This window comes from Microcoleus sp. FACHB-1515 (assembly GCF_014696105.1).
In the GTDB taxonomy this organism is placed as follows: Bacteria; Cyanobacteriota; Cyanobacteriia; order Elainellales; family Elainellaceae; genus JAAUTJ01.
In genome coordinates this window covers 1-18359 of the sequence record NZ_JACJPO010000037.1, presented here as the reverse complement: position 1 = coordinate 18359, position 18359 = coordinate 1, and the positions used below count along the sequence as shown (strand labels likewise).

General features: G+C 49.8%; 17 protein-coding genes and 2 CRISPR repeat arrays (1 of these 19 running past the window's edge). Of the genes, 6 read left to right on the top strand and 11 right to left on the bottom strand.

Annotated elements, in window-relative coordinates; translation table 11 throughout:
* Nucleotides 1-2290: a CRISPR direct-repeat array (repeat unit 34 nt; unit sequence TTTCCATTAGTTCAACTTCCGAAGAAGTTTCAAG) (it extends 86 nt beyond the left edge of the window).
* 110 nt (nucleotides 2291-2400) lie between these two features.
* On the top strand, nucleotides 2401-2547 hold the full coding sequence (locus H6F67_RS12290) for a hypothetical protein (protein ID WP_190766772.1): 147 nt from the start codon (nucleotides 2401-2403) through the stop codon (nucleotides 2545-2547).
* A gap of 184 nt (nucleotides 2548-2731) precedes the next feature.
* Here the strand turns inward: H6F67_RS12290 and H6F67_RS12285 are convergent, their stop codons facing one another.
* From H6F67_RS12285 to cas1, 6 genes are read right to left on the bottom strand one after another with little or no spacing between them, the layout of a single operon-like run.
* Entirely contained in the window at nucleotides 2732-3037 is a 306-nt protein-coding gene (locus H6F67_RS12285; RefSeq protein WP_190766770.1) for a type II toxin-antitoxin system RelE/ParE family toxin, read from the bottom strand.
* Nucleotides 3038-3334: a type II toxin-antitoxin system ParD family antitoxin gene (locus H6F67_RS12280; RefSeq protein WP_242020609.1), complete on the bottom strand. Its 297-nt coding sequence runs from the start codon at nucleotides 3332-3334 to the stop codon at nucleotides 3038-3040.
* 13 nt (nucleotides 3335-3347) lie between these two features.
* Complete coding sequence (locus H6F67_RS12275; protein WP_190766767.1) at nucleotides 3348-3851, bottom strand: hypothetical protein; 504 nt, start codon at nucleotides 3849-3851, stop codon at nucleotides 3348-3350.
* 34 nt (nucleotides 3852-3885) lie between these two features.
* Nucleotides 3886-4290, bottom strand: coding sequence for a four helix bundle protein (locus H6F67_RS12270; protein WP_190766765.1), 405 nt, complete (start codon nucleotides 4288-4290; stop codon nucleotides 3886-3888).
* 18 nt (nucleotides 4291-4308) lie between these two features.
* On the bottom strand, nucleotides 4309-4593 hold the full coding sequence (cas2, locus tag H6F67_RS12265; protein ID WP_190766763.1) for a CRISPR-associated endonuclease Cas2: 285 nt from the start codon (nucleotides 4591-4593) through the stop codon (nucleotides 4309-4311).
* A gap of 3 nt (nucleotides 4594-4596) precedes the next feature.
* Entirely contained in the window at nucleotides 4597-6591 is a 1995-nt protein-coding gene (cas1, locus tag H6F67_RS12260) for a CRISPR-associated endonuclease Cas1 (protein WP_190766761.1), read from the bottom strand.
* A gap of 178 nt (nucleotides 6592-6769) precedes the next feature.
* Here cas1 and H6F67_RS12255 point away from each other — a divergent pair, with 178 nt between their 5' ends.
* Together H6F67_RS12255 and H6F67_RS12250 are read left to right on the top strand one after the other, a co-directional pair.
* Entirely contained in the window at nucleotides 6770-8194 is a 1425-nt protein-coding gene (locus H6F67_RS12255) for an AAA family ATPase (protein WP_190766759.1), read from the top strand.
* The gene (locus H6F67_RS12250) at nucleotides 8191-9834 is read left to right on the top strand and encodes a tetratricopeptide repeat protein (protein WP_190766757.1); all 1644 of its coding nucleotides are present in this window, start codon (nucleotides 8191-8193) and stop codon (nucleotides 9832-9834) included. The genes H6F67_RS12255 and H6F67_RS12250 overlap by 4 nt, the downstream gene beginning before the upstream one ends.
* Nucleotides 9835-9967: 133 nt before the next feature.
* Nucleotides 9968-10792: a CRISPR direct-repeat array (repeat unit 35 nt; unit sequence GTTTCCATTAGTTCAACTTCCGAAGAAGTTTTGAG).
* A gap of 325 nt (nucleotides 10793-11117) precedes the next feature.
* On the opposite strand, the gene H6F67_RS12245 is transcribed toward H6F67_RS12250, so the two are convergent.
* A complete protein-coding gene (locus H6F67_RS12245; protein WP_190766755.1) occupies nucleotides 11118-11261 on the bottom strand; it encodes a hypothetical protein in 144 nt (47 codons plus the stop codon).
* Between the two features lie 229 nt (nucleotides 11262-11490).
* Here H6F67_RS12245 and H6F67_RS12240 point away from each other — a divergent pair, with 229 nt between their 5' ends.
* The 3 genes from H6F67_RS12240 (at nucleotide 11491) to H6F67_RS12230 (ending at nucleotide 16151) form a co-directional block, all read left to right on the top strand.
* Nucleotides 11491-12144 carry a hypothetical protein gene (locus H6F67_RS12240; protein ID WP_190766753.1) on the top strand — a complete coding sequence of 218 codons (654 nt, stop codon included), beginning with the start codon at nucleotides 11491-11493 and terminating at the stop codon, nucleotides 12142-12144.
* Between the two features lie 195 nt (nucleotides 12145-12339).
* Nucleotides 12340-12720, top strand: coding sequence for a hypothetical protein (locus H6F67_RS12235; RefSeq protein WP_190766752.1), 381 nt, complete (start codon nucleotides 12340-12342; stop codon nucleotides 12718-12720).
* A 1268-nt stretch (nucleotides 12721-13988) separates the two neighbouring features.
* Nucleotides 13989-16151: an ELWxxDGT repeat protein gene (locus H6F67_RS12230; protein WP_190766750.1), complete on the top strand. Its 2163-nt coding sequence runs from the start codon at nucleotides 13989-13991 to the stop codon at nucleotides 16149-16151.
* 24 nt (nucleotides 16152-16175) lie between these two features.
* Here H6F67_RS12230 and H6F67_RS12225 read toward each other — a convergent pair whose 3' ends face one another.
* The 4 genes from H6F67_RS12225 to H6F67_RS12205 form a co-directional block, all read right to left on the bottom strand.
* The gene (locus H6F67_RS12225) at nucleotides 16176-16370 is read right to left on the bottom strand and encodes a hypothetical protein (RefSeq protein ID WP_190766748.1); all 195 of its coding nucleotides are present in this window, start codon (nucleotides 16368-16370) and stop codon (nucleotides 16176-16178) included.
* Nucleotides 16371-16755: 385 nt separating this feature from the next.
* Nucleotides 16756-17184: a hypothetical protein gene (locus H6F67_RS12215; RefSeq protein ID WP_190766746.1), complete on the bottom strand. Its 429-nt coding sequence runs from the start codon at nucleotides 17182-17184 to the stop codon at nucleotides 16756-16758.
* Nucleotides 17181-17606, bottom strand: coding sequence for a hypothetical protein (locus H6F67_RS12210; protein ID WP_190766744.1), 426 nt, complete (start codon nucleotides 17604-17606; stop codon nucleotides 17181-17183). Before H6F67_RS12210 ends, H6F67_RS12215 begins: the two co-directional genes overlap by 4 nt.
* 139 nt (nucleotides 17607-17745) lie before the next feature.
* Nucleotides 17746-18147, bottom strand: a complete 402-nt coding sequence (locus H6F67_RS12205) for a hypothetical protein (RefSeq protein ID WP_190766742.1) — start codon at nucleotides 18145-18147, stop codon at nucleotides 17746-17748.
* Between the last annotated feature and the right edge of the window lie 212 nt (nucleotides 18148-18359).

Sequence of the window (18359 nt, the reverse complement as noted above, 5' to 3'; positions counted from 1 at the left end):
TCCGAAGAAGTTTCAAGACGGAAACGTGCAAGGCGCATCCGATCCCGACACCGTTTCCATTAGTTCAACTTCCGAAGAAGTTTCAAGTATCCCCGAAGGCTGCGTGTCGGTACCTCCTACGGTGTTTCCATTAGTTCAACTTCCGAAGAAGTTTCAAGCCTTGGACGGTTGATTCCTGCCCAAAACAGGCAATAGTTTCCATTAGTTCAACTTCCGAAGAAGTTTCAAGTGATCCCCGGATCAGTGGCACCAGGAACGAGCGGGCGTTTCCATTAGTTCAACTTCCGAAGAAGTTTCAAGCCGAAAGCCAAGGTTAGTCGCTTTTCAACATTACAGGTTTCCATTAGTTCAACTTCCGAAGAAGTTTCAAGGGCACTTACTATGACCACGATGCCGGCACTCTATCAAATGGTTTCCATTAGTTCAACTTCCGAAGAAGTTTCAAGGATTACCAAATCGCCACCGCAGCCACTGAATCTCGTTTCCATTAGTTCAACTTCCGAAGAAGTTTCAAGAAATGCACCTGTTGTTTGACGAATAATCAGCAGCCTAGTTTCCATTAGTTCAACTTCCGAAGAAGTTTCAAGCTTCTCGTGCTGCACTGTTGGGAATCAACCCTCCTGGTTTCCATTAGTTCAACTTCCGAAGAAGTTTCAAGAAGCAGGTATTTTCAATCTTCCTTAGAGAAGATTGTTTCCATTAGTTCAACTTCCGAAGAAGTTTCAAGCAGTCCGCTTCCGCACTCGAAATGCTGAAGCAGCAGGTTTCCATTAGTTCAACTTCCGAAGAAGTTTCAAGCTGAGCAATGATGGTTTCACAAATGCCATCAATCCTGGTTTCCATTAGTTCAACTTCCGAAGAAGTTTCAAGCTCGCTACAAAAAGCGAAGTCCCAGATTACGAAACTTTCCATTAGTTCAACTTCCGAAGAAGTTTCAAGCAATGCCTCGGGTTCACGGTTCCAACACAAGCGATTGTGACTTTCCATTAGTTCAACTTCCGAAGAAGTTTCAAGTTTCATGTCTTATTCCAAAGTTGCTCGCTTGGCTGGTCTTTCCATTAGTTCAACTTCCGAAGAAGTTTCAAGTTTAGAAACTCTCCCGCCCCCGCGGTCGAAATCTACCACTTTCCATTAGTTCAACTTCCGAAGAAGTTTCAAGAACCGCGGAAGATGCGAGGCCGACTGTGCATGGAACCTTTCCATTAGTTCAACTTCCGAAGAAGTTTCAAGAACTCCAAGTCCTAATGATAGTGCCTGAAGACCCTCTCCTTTCCATTAGTTCAACTTCCGAAGAAGTTTCAAGCTTTGAACGGATTATTGCTCGGAGGTACTTTAATGCCTTTCCATTAGTTCAACTTCCGAAGAAGTTTCAAGCGTTGATGGCGTTTTGACGAGTGCCGCTGCAATGTTTCCATTAGTTCAACTTCCGAAGAAGTTTCAAGTGGTGACATTTCTGTCATCGCTCAATTAGAGGGAATGTTTCCATTAGTTCAACTTCCGAAGAAGTTTCAAGTTTGAGGCTGTGGTTGACCAAGAAATTGGCAACCAAGCGTTTCCATTAGTTCAACTTCCGAAGAAGTTTCAAGGTAGGGGGTTTGGGGGTTGGGTTGCCGACACCCGGTTTCCATTAGTTCAACTTCCGAAGAAGTTTCAAGCAGGTGTATAAGTTGCCTGAAGTTAAAGTCGTAATGTTTCCATTAGTTCAACTTCCGAAGAAGTTTCAAGGGTTGAGCAGGAGCTATTTTGCCCTGCCACTGGTGGTTTCCATTAGTTCAACTTCCGAAGAAGTTTCAAGTTTTTGCACGCCTTCGTGCAAGCAGCTCTCGACCTCGTTTCCATTAGTTCAACTTCCGAAGAAGTTTCAAGGGGCGAGACGTATTCGAGTTCAAAGGAACTCGATTGGGTTTCCATTAGTTCAACTTCCGAAGAAGTTTCAAGATGCCTTCACGTGTTGATGACTCAGACAATCAACTGGTTTCCATTAGTTCAACTTCCGAAGAAGTTTCAAGAATCGTTGGAGTCTGCGATGAACACGATGCATCGTTTCCATTAGTTCAACTTCCGAAGAAGTTTCAAGCCCTCAACAGCCTGAGGTTGTGGAAGACATCCAAGTTTCCATTAGTTCAACTTCCGAAGAAGTTTCAAGAGCTTCTCTACACAGGATGTGCTGGTAGCAGCACAGCAAGTTTCCATTAGTTCAACTTCCGAAGAAGTTTCAAGACGGCGACGAGTACGTTTGCCCCTCGGACTACCGAGTTTCCATTAGTTCAACTTCCGAAGAAGTTTCAAGGGTTGGCTCCTAGAAGCCTTGCTCTGAGGGCATTCTACACCCATGTTTTCAAGGGGGTCAACCACTGCCCGCCACAATTGATAAATTTTCGCAATAAGACCTCTGGAAAAATGGCTGAAACCCGCTCCCAGCAAGGCATTCAAGGGGGTCAACGACAGAATCAGTCTTTCAGCCATCTCGATCACCCCCTTGAAACACCCGCCAAACGCCGTTTTTTGCCTCAGTTCAACCACATTCCAAAGGCCATTCACCGCTAACGCATGATAACCCAGAGAGCCGATCGCCCCACACAGCAAAAAGCAGCCGATCGATCGACTGCTCCAAGTTTGGGTGTGTGAAAGTTTTGTGAGAAGCGATCGGCTTTTAGAAAAAGTCGATGGTTCGATCGTCCAAATGCTGACCGGGTGGAAGTGAGTGCGTTGCGATCGCTTTCACGTTGGCTTAATCCTGCGACTCCTCAGAGAACAATGCCTCCAAATCACGATAGCCGCTGACGATTCGGGCAATTTCGACTCCACCCTCACTTTCCCGATAAAGGATCAAATAGACCTGAAACGGCAAACTCCGAAGACCAAAGGATAACTCATCTCGGCTCCGACCCATTTTTGGAAATTGCGCCAGTCGTTCAAATCGCTGAGTGATCTCGTCGAGAAAAGCGTCTGCGGCGGTTGGATTGCGATCGAAAAGATAGTCGTTGATTGCCGTCAGGTCAGTCAAGGCTTGAGCAGATAGAAAATAATCCGCCATCTAGGATTGAACTGCTTTGCGCGTCTGATTTCTCTCCCGCAACTGAGCAATTGCGGCTCTCCCCTCAAATTGTTCTCCCCGATCTAACTGTTCGACTCCAATCAAAACCGCTTGACGCAGTTCCTCAAAGCGCCCCTGATACAGGCGATCGCGCTCATCCAGCAAGCGAAGCCCCGCCTCGATCACCTCCAGCGCAGAAGAAAACCTGCCGCTTTCAACTTGAGCTTGAATGAACTGCTCCAGATTCGGGGTGAGTGATACATCCATTGCAGTCGGCTCCTCTGTTGACTTTCCCATTTTAGCCTTTGATTCAAACGCGGTTCTTCCGCCGGACTAACGGATTGTAGTCCTCATGCGACAGCACCTTCAGCGGCAGCAGGCGATCGCCCTCCATTCGGCACAGCAGGCGATAGCGGTAGGACACAGGAATCCTGACAATGGTGCGATCGCCCCGCAGCCGTCGCCCTCGCAGTTGCCAGTATCCTCCGCCTTCATCCAGAGCCGCCAAAATTCCTCTGGCTTTCAGGACGATCAATCGGGGCAAGCGCCGTAGATCGATCGAGTCAGTCGCAAAACTCAGCTTCCAGGCTTGTTTTTCTGCTGTGGCTTTGGTTTGACTGGGCGATCGCACAATTGGAAATGAGCGAACTGACTTAGCAGCGATCGCCTCAGCAAGACGAGACTCGATCGACGCACAGCCGATTGCTGCACGATCGATCGACGCGCAACTGTTCGACGCGCAAAGATGACACCACTGACCAAATCCTCGATGTCCGCAGGTAAATCGCTTGCGGTGCTTTCGACTGCGCCCCATCTCTTGTTCCTCCCGATTTCGATCGCGCCGCCGATCACGCTTCATCTTGTTTTGTTCTGCCGATTACCCAGGCATCTGCCTGTTCAATCAATCGCGCCAACGCCGCCAAAATCTCGACATAGCGCTGAAACAATTCCTGTCCCTCTTCTCGATCCAGGTAGCCACACCGGACGGCAAATTCAATCCAGGTTTGCGTTTCTGCTGCTTCGGCTTCCGCCTCGTTCAGCTTGGCGACAAACGCTTTTCTGAATCGCCGCTTTTGCCATGCCTCCGCGATCGAAGCACAGACTGAGCGAGACGATCGCACCATTTGGCGGCGCAGCAGTTCCCATTCTTCTTCGGGAAACGCTTGCGAACTTTGGAAAATTTGCATCGCGCTGGCAAACGCTACCTGATACACCTGCAACTCTCGATGCTGCTCAATAAATCCTCGATTCATCACTTTGTCTCCCAATGGTCAAACAATAAACGCGGCATCATCTACCTGCCGTTCTGGTTGCGTTCCCAAAATCATCACCTTGCGCCGACAGTGCGCCGACAGCGGATAGAACCTCACTTGGTCTTCCTGCGACTTGAGGATTTTCAGCAGCCGCTTTTGGACAAACTCAAGCTGATCGGTCGTCAACACGCACTCAAACACCGACTGCTGCACCCGCATTCCATACCCTTCCAGCAGGTGAGCGATCTTGTTGCGACGGCGATCGCCCACCACGTCATAGCAAACCAAATAAAACGCAGACATCCGCTACCGCTCCCACTTCATTGGGCGATAAACTTCCCGCTCTCCCATCAAGCAGGCGACATACTCCCACACTTGAAGCTCCAAACAGCGACGATAGCTCACCTTGTAGCCCGTATGCGGATGCGTCACCGACTGCTGCAACTTTTCCTCCCAGTGTTTGAGAAACTTCTTCAGCGCATCCGGGTAGAGATAGACCCCGCCCCGCTCGTCCGGTGGCGTGAAATCCTCGATCGTGAAAATGTCCGAATTGATCAAATACGCCACAAGCGAATCGACCATGAACGCCCGAAATTCCTCGACTAGATCGCACACCAGCGAAGGGCGATTCTTCTGCGGCAGGTGCAAATTGCCAAAGTGCGTGTGCAGTCCCGCCGCTTCCACCATCGAGTGCATATTTTGTGACAGCAGCGTATAGCCCAGACTCAGTAAGCTATTCACCGGATCAGTCGGCGGGCGACGAGTGCGTTTTTCAAACTCAAACTTGCCCTTGAGCAGCGTGGCGAATGCCTGGAAATACAGATGCGCCGCTTGCCCCTCATAGCCCAGCATCGACTCGATCGACTCTGCTTCGGGCAGCTTCTGCATCAAATCTGCCAGCCCTGCGATCGCCGTCTTTGCCGTCTCGGTCGGACGTTTACGATGCAGTCGCTGCAAGACGACGCGGCTGTTGTGCAGCTTTCCCAAAATAATGCTCTGCGCCTGGTTGAACCGAAAGTCGGGATCGAGCGATCGCTGCACCTGCTGCGTCAAATACTCGATTTGCGCCTGTCCCTCAGTTTCCAGCCTGCCAAAATATCTGCCGTTGCTTGCCAAATACAAAATTGGCACTCGTCGCCGCAGCGCCAAGCTCACCGCCCCATGCGAAACGTTGCAGCAGCCAAACAGCACGACATGGCTAACCTGATTGATCGGCACACTGCACTTCAATTCCTGCTGATGAAACACCTGAAACTGCTGATGCTGTACGCGCAGATACGCGCCTTGATCGGTCACATATAAAGTCGTCATCGGGTCACTCCAATAGGTATCTGGGGGTGTCGTGGGTTTTCGATCGGTGGATTTCACAATGCCGCAGGCTTTGGGCGGCCCATAGCTGACGCGAATTGGCTTGGCTGGCTTTTTGTCTGGGCTGGCGCGGGCGGGCTGGGGCGACGCTCTGCGAGCCGGCAAAGCCGAACGCACTTGCCCCGCACAAAACTGATGTCCCAAAAACGTGAATTCTTGATCGGGAGCCAGAATCTTCGTCTTCTCCTCGTTCAGCGTCAAAAAGCAGTCCTCCAGCCAATCGCCTATTAGCGCCAGAACGCGATTAGCCTCTATCCACCCGCCACACACCGCCACGCAGTCATCTCCATAGCGCGTGAGGTGAATGCCAGCCTCAAGGCAGCGGCGATCGAATTCGCAAAGGTAGAGATTTGCCAGCGCCCCTGACAAAATGCCGCCCTGTAACACGCCCTGATTGAGTCGGCAGTAGTGTCCTTGGAGAACCACGCCAGATTTAAGCTGCTGTTCAACCAGTCGCATCAGCACAGGTTCAACCTGAAGCTGTTCAAGCTGCGTCAGCAGCAGCGGCCAAGCCAGATGATCAAAAAACTGCCGAATATCCGCCTTCACAGTCCAGGTTGGCTGATGCCGATAGCGCTCCATCACCTGCCTAACTGCGGTGTAGACCGAATATCCCGGTCGATAGGCATGACAGCATTCCGCAAAGCTTGCCTCCAGTGCCGGATAAATCGCTTGCAGCAAGTAGCGCTGCACAATGCGATCGCGCACTGTGCCAATGCCAATCAGCCGCTGACCGCCACTTTTCTTCGGCAGATAAAATCCTTTGGCAGGACTGGCCGCATAGTGTTCGCGCTGAAGCTGGCGATGCAGGAGCTGGATTTGTTCTGGGGCAACACCCGAAAATAGATCAAGGGTGATGCCGTCCACGCCAGCCGCACGGCTACCTCGCTGCACCAGAGTCCAAGCTGCATTCAGATGTTCAGTGTGAATCATGCCTTCGCTCCGTTTGAGAAAGAATCAGTGCTGTCTTGCTGTGAATTCATCCTCTCAATCGGGTTTCTGCGCTCATACCTGTGTGGGTCGATCGCGACCTGAGTTCGTGCCTGAGTTCACGTCTGCCTTCAGGTAAAAAATCACTATAAAATCTGAGATAGCGAGGTTAAGCGTCACCATGCCCCGATCGATTCACGTTCATCCTGACTACCGAATCGACGTGGCGACCGCCCTTGAGCGCAACGGATTTTTGACGCAGGGAGATCTGGCGGCTCATTTAGAAATTGCCCTCTGCACCGTCAGCAATTTTTGTCGGGGAGTCAATGTTTCGATCGCCAAGTTTGAAGCAATCTGTGAAGCGTTAGCGCTCGACAAAAAGCAAATTATTCAGCCGAAATCAGTTCAAAATTTAGTTGACCCCTCACTGCCCTTAGCGAGTACCGCCACCGATCCGATCGAGTTCTTCGCCTACGATCGAGCTTGGGTCGGTCGATCGACTCTAATTTCTGGTCTGTCGGATCGGCTGCAAAAAAGCTGCCGCCTTCTCTTTCTCACAGGGATGGCTGGAATTGGCAAAACAGCACTGGCCGAGCGTTTGATGATTGAGTTTCAGGATCGATCGCTGCTGCGGGAGAATTTTGACAATCAGGAACAGGCGATCGATTTTGGTAGCGTGGCGGCTCGTCTGCTCGAAAAATGTGGGCAGATCGTTACACCAGACGATCGCCAGGATGTTCGGCAACTTACCGCTCGGCTTGTCCACTATTTGCAAAACAATCGCTGTTTGCTGGCGATCGATTCGCTAGAAGAAGTTTTGCAAGGCGACGAGCAGGAAGGCTGGAGCCAGTTCAAAGATGAAGGGTTTCTGCTGTTCTTTCAGCAAGTGCTGGCCTCTGATCAGTGCCAGAGCCGAATCATCGTGACTTCTCAAGAACTCCCCGTTCAACTGCTGGAGTTTGGCACACGCTATCAGAATTTTTGGTTCAATCAGCCGCTAACTGGGCTTTCTGAGGCAGAACAGATCGCCCTGTTTGAACAGACCGGATTGGATGCGAGTCCCACAGTGGAGGGCAGTTCCTATCTGCTGCGAATCGGGAGAGCCTATGAAGGGCATCCGCTTGCCCTGCGGGTGATTGTGGGAGAGATTGGCAGTCGTCCCTTTTATGGCAATGTTTTGGCCTACTGGAATCGGTATGGCAGCGAAGTTGAAGAAGTTGAGCGGGCGATCGCAGCAGCGCAGGCGGGAGAACGAATTGGCGCAGACGACAAATGGCGGCTCGATCGATTCACCGCTGCCCTGCGTCGAAACGTTCAAAAGCGTCTGGAGCAAACGTTTGAACGGCTTAGGCATGATGCAAAATATGCCTACTTGCTGCTTTGCGAGGCTTCAGTGTACCGCTGTGCCGTGCCCGAAGACTGGTGGCTGAGTCATTTGGATTACTGGGACTGTCCGATCGCGGTTCAACAGGCGGCGCTGGACGGACTGAAAGACCGCTTTTTGGTTGAGGCGGTGGTGGAGCAAGATCAGTATTTGCTCAGGCAGCACAATTTGATTCGCAGCGTCTCACTCAGTCATCTGAAAAAGCTGGATCTGCTCGAATGAATACCACTCAGATCAACACCGCCGTTCCTCCGGCTGAAGCAGTTTTGGCCGCTTTGCAACTGGAGCCGCGATCGATCCGATTCATCCAGTCTCGATGGCAGCGCAGCCTCTATCAAGCCATTCTAAATTGGCTAACTCGCTATCACCCCAATGCCGACAGTTCAAATCTTGAACAAGTGCGGGGACTGATCGAAAGTTTTCAAAATCTCTGTGAGCTTGAAGCTTGGGAGCAGGCCAGCAGGCTATTACGAATTCAACTCAATACGCCAACAGGTGAGGAACTGGACGATCAGCTACAGACCTGGGGATATTACACACAGCTTGTTGAGCTTTACCCAAAACTACTGGGCAAGCTGGATCAACAGTGGGATGCTCAAATCCTGAATGGGTTGGGGATTGCCTGCAACAGTTTAGGGCAGTATCCAGCGGCTCTCAGCTATCATCAACAGCAGCGATCGATCGCACTTCAGCTTAATTTACGGGCGATCGAAGCGAGGGCGTTGGGCAACCTGGGCATCACCTATCACTGTCTGGGCGAGTTTGACCAAGCCCTTGATCTTTACACGCAGCAGCTCGATATTGCGAAGTCGCTTGGCAAGCCTGAAATGTTAAGTCGTGCGATCGGCGGGTTAGCTTCTAGCTACTATCGGCAAGGAGAGCATTCCAAGGCGATCGAGTGCTATCAGCTTCAGCTTGAATTGGTTCAGGAATACAATGACCCGATTTTAGAGGCGAAAATTCAAAGCAATTTGGGCAACGTTTACTATGCTCAAGGCAAAATTGACGAAGCTTTTCGTGCCTATCAGTTTTGGTTAGAAACAGCACAAAGCATTGGCGATCGCGCTGGGGAAGGTCGCGCTTATGGAAATTTGGGCAACATTTATCAGGCTCAAAACAACTTCTCTCAAGCTCTAGAATTTTATTTGAAAGACTTTGCGATCGCTCAGGAGATTGGCGATCGAATGGGTGCAGCACACGCGCTCGGCAACATCACAACCGCTTATGCTTCGCTCAAAAACTTTCCGCAAGCCACAGAATCGGCTCAGCAGCAGCTTCAAATCACGCAAGAACTGGGCGATCGCGTTCATGAGAAAATCGCTTTCACCCACTTGGGCAACATCTACGCACTACAGAACTACTATCTGTTTGCGATCGAATCTTACAAAAGTGCTTTGTCGATCGCCAAAGATTTGAACGATTCGGCATCGCTCACGGATTTGCATGACAAGCTGGGCTATTTGTACTTGAAACAGCAAAATTGGCCGCAGTCGATCGATCAGTACCTTGCAGCGCGAAACCTGGCTGCAAAGATGCAAGATTTTGAGGCTGAAAGCAAGGCTTTGAATAATTTGGGAAGCATTCATCTCACCTTAGAGCAGCATTCAACGGCGATCGACTATTTCTATCAGGCGCTCAGCATTCGGCAGCAAATTGGTGACAAACCTGGACAGGCAAAGCTGTGGTTTATTTTAGGAAAAGTGTTTAAGGAACAAAATCAAATTCAAGAATCGATCGCGGCTTTTCGCTCTGCTCAAAAGCTGTTTGAAGAAATGGGACAGCATGATTTAGTTGAGCGCTGTGATGCTGTTCTTGACAGCTTGGCTACGCAGTTAGGTCAAAGCAATCGAGAACTAGATTGACAAAACTTTCTAAGAAATTGAGCGATCGATGCCTGAGATCAAGCTAAGCAAAACTCAACATAACTGCTGAGGCGAAAGCTCTTTCCAAGCAGCCTCAGAAAGAGCTTTCGCTAGTTCACATTGCATCGATCGCGTTTCCATTAGTTCAACTTCCAAAGAAGTTTTGAGTGCTCTGGAACTGCGACAACTGTGGATACGAGGCGATGTTTCCATTAGTTCAACTTCCGAAGAAGTTTTGAGGGCATTGGAGACGTCTTCAAAGGAGGTGCAGGAGTTTCCATTAGTTCAACTTCCGAAGAAGTTTTGAGCACCACCGCCGCCGCTGTTCGCGCCTTGCTTGCAAAGCAGGGTTTCCATTAGTTCAACTTCCGAAGAAGTTTTGAGCAACTCCACAGGTGGGGCGGTCGTCAACACTGGCGGGTTTCCATTAGTTCAACTTCCGAAGAAGTTTTGAGTTCTTGCACTTGGTTTGGTTTTTATTGGGCAGCCAAAGTTTCCATTAGTTCAACTTCCGAAGAAGTTTTGAGTGCTCAATCCAGGGCAGCTTTACAAAATGGGAGCAGGTTTCCATTAGTTCAACTTCCGAAGAAGTTTTGAGCATGGCAATGAAAATTGCCAGTGCTGCCCAGCCAACCGGTTTCCATTAGTTCAACTTCCGAAGAAGTTTTGAGAATCGAAGTGGGCAACGCGTGGACAACACAAGGCGTTTCCATTAGTTCAACTTCCGAAGAAGTTTTGAGTTTGGGTTTAAAAAATAGCTGCACCAGCCAATGCGTCGTTTCCATTAGTTCAACTTCCGAAGAAGTTTTGAGGTTGCATTTGGAAGTGTTCAGCCAAATGCCACTGGTTTCCATTAGTTCAACTTCCGAAGAAGTTTTGAGTGGTTGCCAAGCAAGCCATTGCGGCTTGCGTGTGGCGTTGTTGTTTCCATTAGTTCAACTTCCGAAGAAGTTTTGAGGGTCGGCTCCTGAAAGCCTTGCTCTGAGGGCATTCTACACCCATGTTTTCAAGGGGGTCAACCACCACCCGCCACAATTGATAAATCTTCGCAATAAGACCTCTGGAAAAATGGCTGAAACCTGCTTCCAGCAAGGCGTTCAAGGGGGTCAACGATAGAATCAGTCTTTCAGCCATCTCGATCACCCCCTTGAAAACGCAACCAAATTTACTGCACCCACGCATGATAACCCGGAGACGATCGCCTCACCGCCTCCAGTAATTGTGCCCGCCGCCAACCGCCGCCCAATTCGAGCGCGATGTAATGCAGATCTCAAACCTGAATTTCAATACCCGATCGTGTGAATCGATCGGGTGCTGAAGTAACGTTCGATCGATTTGCTCACTGCCAAAACAGCAAACTGACGATCGCCGCTGGTGTGCGATCGCTTTGCAATTCCTTTGAAGTGCGATCGATTGGTCATTCGCACCAAACACCTCGCATCCACCAAAACACAGCCCTACAGTAAACCTATGAAGCAAGCAACCCAGCGTTGCCCTTCCAACTCCGGTCACTCATTCAGCGGACAACCTGGGCAAAAGGTGAACACTACTACCCCAGAAAACGCACTTTCAGCAAACAGTAGCTCTTGACACCATTGCGTCCCGATTCGAGATTTCTGCTGTCAACCGTTCACTCAAACCGAAAGGATTTCGATCATGCAAAACGCTAATTCCGGTAACAATCATCAGCGCTTCGGTTCTGCTTCTGGCTTTGCGATCGCCAGAAAGCCACTAATCAAATGGGTGGGTACATTATCGAGTGTGGCGATCGTCTCTTGCCTGAACGTCTACCCCAGCCTTGCCATGATCGAAGCCGCTGGGCAAGCAGCCACGCCAACCCCACCCCGTCAAACCGAACCCCTGATGATGGCTGGTCTTTTTGGCGATATTCTAAACACGATCGAGGATGCCGCAGACATTGTAAATACGGTCACAGGAACAGTGAATACGGTCACGACAATCGTCGAGCAGGAAAACCGCAGACAGGAACTCGAAGAAGCTCGGCGGGCGGCAAGTGAGCGCGATCGCCTAGAGGCAGAACGGCGGCAGCAATATTTTGAAAGCCTCTCTCCCGAAGAGCAACAGGCTTACATCGCTCAACAACAAGCAATGCAGGCGCAGCGGGACGAAGCCGCCAGCCTCTTTCTGCTGGGAGTGGCCGCCCTGATGTTTGGCGGATCGTCAGGCGCAGCAACCGATGAATCGGCAAACGATATCTGCTACGTCTTCAATTCTGATGGCTCACCCTCCTATTCAGCGAGGAGAAGTGAACTTTCTAACTTTGATGGAGTCGAGTGTAGCCCGAATTAAGAGATGGTTCAGGCTCCACAAAAGCTATCCGAATGCCCGATTTCTAACAGTTAGATCGCTCAACTGAAGCCGGAAAAGGGGTGGTTGACGGCCGCCCCAATCTCCAGAAAACTGACGGATTTCGATCGCACCACATCGCCCAGTTCCATCTGTCAAATTCACCCTCAAAGATGGGTTTTAGCCCATCAAAACATCATGAACTACAAGCAATTCGCTCGTCAAATTTCCCTCGCTTGCTGTGCAGCTTTTCTAATTGAAGGCGTGAATCCGCAAGCAGCAAAAGCTGAATGGGTTCCCTCTCTGTATGCTGGACAATCTGCTTCGGCAAGCTGGACTCTTGGCCCAGGCAATTACACGCTTCAAGCCAGTACCTTTTTGAATTTGGGTGACATCAATGTTGAGATCTATGACCCGACAGGTCGAATGTTTGCAAGAGGCACTCAACTTGGAGGCGAGGTGATTAACTTCAGCGTTCCCCAAGGAGCAGGAGGAACCTTTCAAGTGAGATACAACATGAATCTTTGCGCCAACCCAATGGGTGCTTGCGCGGTGGAGATTAGGATGCGCCGGAGATAATCAGTTGCTCCTCTCAACCAAAGATTGGGTTCCAATTCTGCTCACGTAACGGGTTGGGATTGGGGCACAAGCACTGACACCATAAGTGATTGATAATCTACCCTCAAGAGATTAAACTTCACCTGATTACTTCCATGCTGAAAGTCAAATTCGTTTGAGTCGAATGAGTTTTATGTTATCTTCTTTTGCAGTTTTCTTCTTGTTTTTCCCTCATTCAATTGCGACGATTGCTCTTAGCTCAAACTCTGTTGAAGCTAAGATCCATGCTGCTTCTTTCAAGTATCAACCGCCCGACTACGGTATTCCCGATCGGCGAATTGGCGGTGGAACTCGCTAACGATCAAAATGCCTAACGATTCGCTTTCCAGTTCAAATAAGCAGTGCTCTATTCGGCGATTGCATCTTTTTTAACAATTTGCTTAGCAGTGCTTAACATATAGAGTCGTGAGTGTGATTATGTTTGAGCGGTTAGCTTCAAATCTTTCATCAATTCCGCTTTCCGTTTCCCACGCTTTTGCAAAGGATTCAAACCCTGACATTGCTTTCCCCTGCTTACGAGGCAACAGGCGCACCCAGACGATCGATCTCGGCGAACAATGTACCGCTCGCGATGACTGTGTAGCGTAGGGCGATCGCCCCGGATGGATCCGCGATCGTCCCCGCTTGCCACTGATTGCAGATTGTTGCTCTGCACACCCCAAAGCTGAACAAATACGGAAAGATTCGGCCTAAGCTCTCTGGAAAGCGTATAGTGCGGAAAGATTCGGCCTAAGCTCCCAACTTGGAGTGTTAGGTGAAAACTTTCCGCCTGATAATTTGTTAGCCAGCTTGGTTTGTGGGCGTGGGCACAACTTTCCCACGTTATCTATCATCGCATACCATTCAAAGTCTCAAGCTCGCTTGTGAAGGATAGTATCAACTCTTTGTTCGACAAAGTTAGCTCAATTACTTTATGTCAACTGCTCCGCTTGCCTGTCCTACCTGTAACTCCACTCGTACTGTCCAGAAAGGCAAAATCCATAACGGTAAACAGAACGTTAAATGTCGTGAATGCGGTAGACAGTTTGTGAAAAACATCAGAACAAAATCATTGGCTAGGTAAGCACAACGCTAATTGACAAACTGCTGCTGGAGAAGATTTCCTTAGCTGGAATTGCCAGAGTTGTGGGTGTTTCAGAACCCTGGCTTCAAAGTTATGTCAATGAAAAATATCAGAACATGCCTCGTCCAAGTCAATGCCAATTATTTGTACTTCAAGGAGTTTCATCATGACTGCATCACCTCAATTAGTTAAGGACATCTTCCCTGGATCAGGAGGTTCCTCCCCAGAGGGTCTTGCGGTCTTCAACAACAAGCTGTATTTCAGCGCCCGTGAAAGTGGCGCTGGATACGAATTGTGGGTGACGGATGGTACGACGGCGGGGACGCAATTGGTCAAAGACATCAATCCGGGTGTCGGTAGTTCTTACCCAAACGGCTTTTTTGCTTTCAACGGCAAGCTGTTTTTCACGGCGGATGATGGCAGCACTGGTGAAGAACTGTGGGTGACAGATGGCACAATTGCGGGGACACAACTGGTCAAAGATATTCGACCTGGCTCTGGTTCTTCGTTAGATTTTATTTACTACCCACCAAACTTTACTGTTTTCAACGGCAGGCTGTTTTTTACTGCGAATGACGGCATCAATGGGCGGGAACTGTGGAGTACCGATGGCACGACTGCCGGGACGCAACTGTTCAAGGATATCTCTCCAGGCATCATCGGTTCTACCCCAACAGGTATGACTGTCTTCAATGGCAATCTGATTTTCGCCGCAGAGGATAGAATCAGTTTTAGAGAACTGTGGATTTCCGATGGCACGGCGGCGGGGACGCAACTCCTAAAAGATATTGTCACTGGTTTTAGTTCTTCTCCAGATAATTTCACCATCTTCGGTAATAGGCTGTTCTTCACTGCTTTTGACAACAACGGTAGAGAACTATGGGTGACGGATGGCACGGCGGTGGGAACTCAATTGTTCAAAGATATTAATCCGGGAGGTTACAATTCTTCTCCACAAAGTTTAACCGTCGTCAATGACAAGTTATTCTTCAACGCCTCAGATGGGTATGGAGACGACTTGTGGGTTTCGGATGGCACGGCGGCGGGAACTCAATTGACTAAAAAAATCTATACAAACCCTAACAGGAACAGTCCAAAGAGTTTAACTGCTTTCAATGGCAAGTTGTTTTTCACCATCGGAGATTCTGCCTATGGGAGTAATGGGATTGAAGTCTGGTTCAGTGATGGCACGGCGGCGGGGACTCAACTTCTGAAGAAAATTGCACTGCGTGATTCTAGCAGCAGCCCAACGGAGCTTGCTGTCTTCAATGGCAAACTATTCATCAGCGCTGGGCGAGAACTGTGGGAGAGTGATGGCACAACAGCAGGGACTCAACAGCTTCCAGACATCTTCTCTAGATACTCTCTCGACGGTCCGAAAGACTTCACTATCCTGGGGGATCAGTTGCTGTTCACTGCTACTACCTTCACGAGTGGCAGCAGAATTGGAACTGGGACAGAGCTATGGAAGATTGATGCCACAACGCCGAGCTTGACGATCGCCTCCACCAACGCCACCCAACTCGAAGGCAACACGGGCACAACGCCCTTTACCTTCACCATCACGCGATCGGGCAACCTCAGCGCCGCCAGTTCCGTCAGTTATGAGGTCGCAGGCAGTGGAACCAATCCAGCGGACGCGATCAACTTTGGCGGTACATTCCCTACCGGGATTGTGGATTTTGCCGCCAGCCAAACCAGCGCCCTCCTCACCATTAATGTTACTGGCGACCTCACGATCGAACCCGATGAAGAATTCACCGTCATCTTGAGTAATCCAGCGAATGGCACGATTGCCACTGCCACTGCCACAGGCATCATTCGCAACGACGATAGCGCTATCACCCACTTAACAGGCACTAATGGAAGTGATAACCTCACTGGAGGTACGGGTGATGATGTACTGACTGGATTAGGAGGAAACGACATCCTGAACGGTGGAGCAGGGCAAGATCGTTTGATTGGTGGGATGGGCAAGGATACTCTTACTGGCGGAGCGGATGCAGATCAGTTTGTGTTTGATATTGGGCGAAGTTTCAGTCGATCTCTAATGGGTGTTGACGTGATTACTGATTTTCAGCGTCCTGACAAAATTGTTCTCGATCGAACAACCTTTACAGTTCTCAGGGGGAATCGTCCCAGTTTTCAGTCTGTTAAAACTGTTGCCCAAGCCGGAAGTAGTAGAGCGTTGATTACCTATGTTCGTTCTACAGGGGCGCTATTCTACAATCAAAATGGCAGAGCATCGGGGTTTGGTCAAGGTGGGCAGTTTGCAGATTTCAAAAACGGTTTGAATCTGGGAGCATCAGATTTTATTGTTCAAGCGTAATAGACCTGCTTTGAAAATCTCAACCTAGCCGGACGGATTGGTGACAGGCAGCGGGACAAGTTGAACTTGGTAGCTCAACGCTTCAACTCGCTTTTGCAATTGCTTGAGGCGCTGTTGCTTGGTCTGTTGGCCGGTCGGAGTGGCTTGACGATCGCGATACGGTTGACACTGCTTGAGCATGTGGTAGACCGCAATCAACAGGCGATGGGCAACCGCCAAAATCGCGCGCTTGTGTCCCCGTCGAGCCGCGATGCAACGATAAACCGTAGCAAAATGTCGAGTCTCAAATTGGTTCTTTGCAGCTTTTGGTAATTCGACCGAGGCTTCCCTCCAATGCCGTAATCCTCAGCTTGCTAGCAGGAAGCGACGACGCAGCAAATCAATCCCGGCTCGTCCATACATTTGCCGTCTGAGCATTTTCAAGCGATTGACTTGTCCTTCTGTCAAATGTCAAGCATTTAGGGTTCTTTCAAGGATTTGGTGAAGCAGTGACGACTTGGGAGAATGCGATGGATGCCAACTGTCACTCCTAACTCCCACTCGGTCAGCATCAAACGAAATTCGCCCAGTATCTAATCGCGCAGTTGCGCGAGTGATTCCATTTCTACTGGGTCTTGCAGGAACGCCCAAACTGAGTGCCCCAATCGCGGCCTACGCCGATGTCGCCACCATATTCTTCTTCAATGCGGAGCGCCTCACACCACCGAGCTTCATCTCGAAACAGCTTGAGTGGTTCTCGAATGGGTGCGGTGTTCGCATTCGCGTCCGGTGGTGTTGCGATCGGGTCTTGGGAGTCTTGTGGTGAATTTGGGGTCATATCACGGTCTCCACAATCATCAGAATAATTGGATGCAGTTAACGGCTTGTTTGGGTCGATTGCGCCTTGCCAGAACAGATGCGTGTCAAGTTTGCGATCAACTTCAAGATTTTGACACGCATCAGATTGAGAAACTCGATCGCATGGGCAAGGCTTTTCGCTAAGCAGGGCGATCGCCCCGCCTGCGGCAAGTTCTGCCAAGATGGTGCTTGTCAAGCTGAGGAAACAGGAACAAAGCCCAGTTCTGCGGCCTTGGCCGGACTCAGCGTTTGGTAGCAGCAAAAATTAACGTCTGATTGTAAACGACACAACTCACCAAGTTCCCCGGTCAACTTGCACGTGTGCCGTGATTGCATCCGAGCCGCTTCGATAAGTAATTCCACAGCAGGAATCTTGAGTCGCGTGTAGAAGCGCAACTCGCCAAACTTCTGCTTGACCTGTACTGCCATCAGCTCAGCAGCTTCTCGGTGTTGCTGGCAATACAGTTCAATCTGCTCAGACAACTCCCACAGCAGCAAGAACCAGCCATCGCCGCAGGCAAAGCCATACGACATCAAATTCTCGGTCACGGGCAAATACCATCCACGATACAGGCGATCGAAGCGATCGAACAATTGCTGAGTGTGTTCAGGGTTCATGAATTTGGAAATTTAGATTCAGGTTTGAAGCTGGAGTTGAAGTGGTCATCGATCAAGGGTGCGATCGACCAGAGCTAAGTCCCACGACCGCATCTAGAGCCGGATCAAGCACCGCGATAGGCGATCGATGCTCATTTTGTTACGGCTCACTCAACTGAGTGGAAGTGTCATCTTCGACATCATCCAGGTGGTCTGAGCGATCGAGCTGATAAAGCTGAATCAGCATCGTTTCGTACCTGCCCTCGTCGTATAAGCATCGCAACTCCTGAAAATACTCCAGCATATTGGGAAGCGAGGGAATGTCGCCGGATGCGAAACAGGACTCTAATACTTTCAAGTGAACGCGACAAGAATACTTTTGTTCAGCGTGGATTTGTGCAATCAACCAGGATTGAATCTGCACGGCGCGATCGAATGCCAGCCATTCATGCTCCAACAACCAGCGGTTGATCAAGATGCCCCGACCCCAGAATCGGCAGACCCATGACGCACGCCTAGAAACCCAGAACAACGGTTTGAAGATTGGGAAATTTAGCTTCATGGTTTGTTCCTCGGTCTAGAAATCCACTTGGGGGCGATCGCACCTTGGCAGAACTGATGCGTGTCAGTTTCGCCGTTGAGTTCAAAATGTTGACACGCAGGATATGTCAATCTTTTTGTGTCAAGGGTAAAAGTTAGAGGGGAAACCTGCCTTCAAACTCGATCGCAAATCGATTGAGTGCAGGCTTCCAGTCTCGAATCGGCATCGTCCAT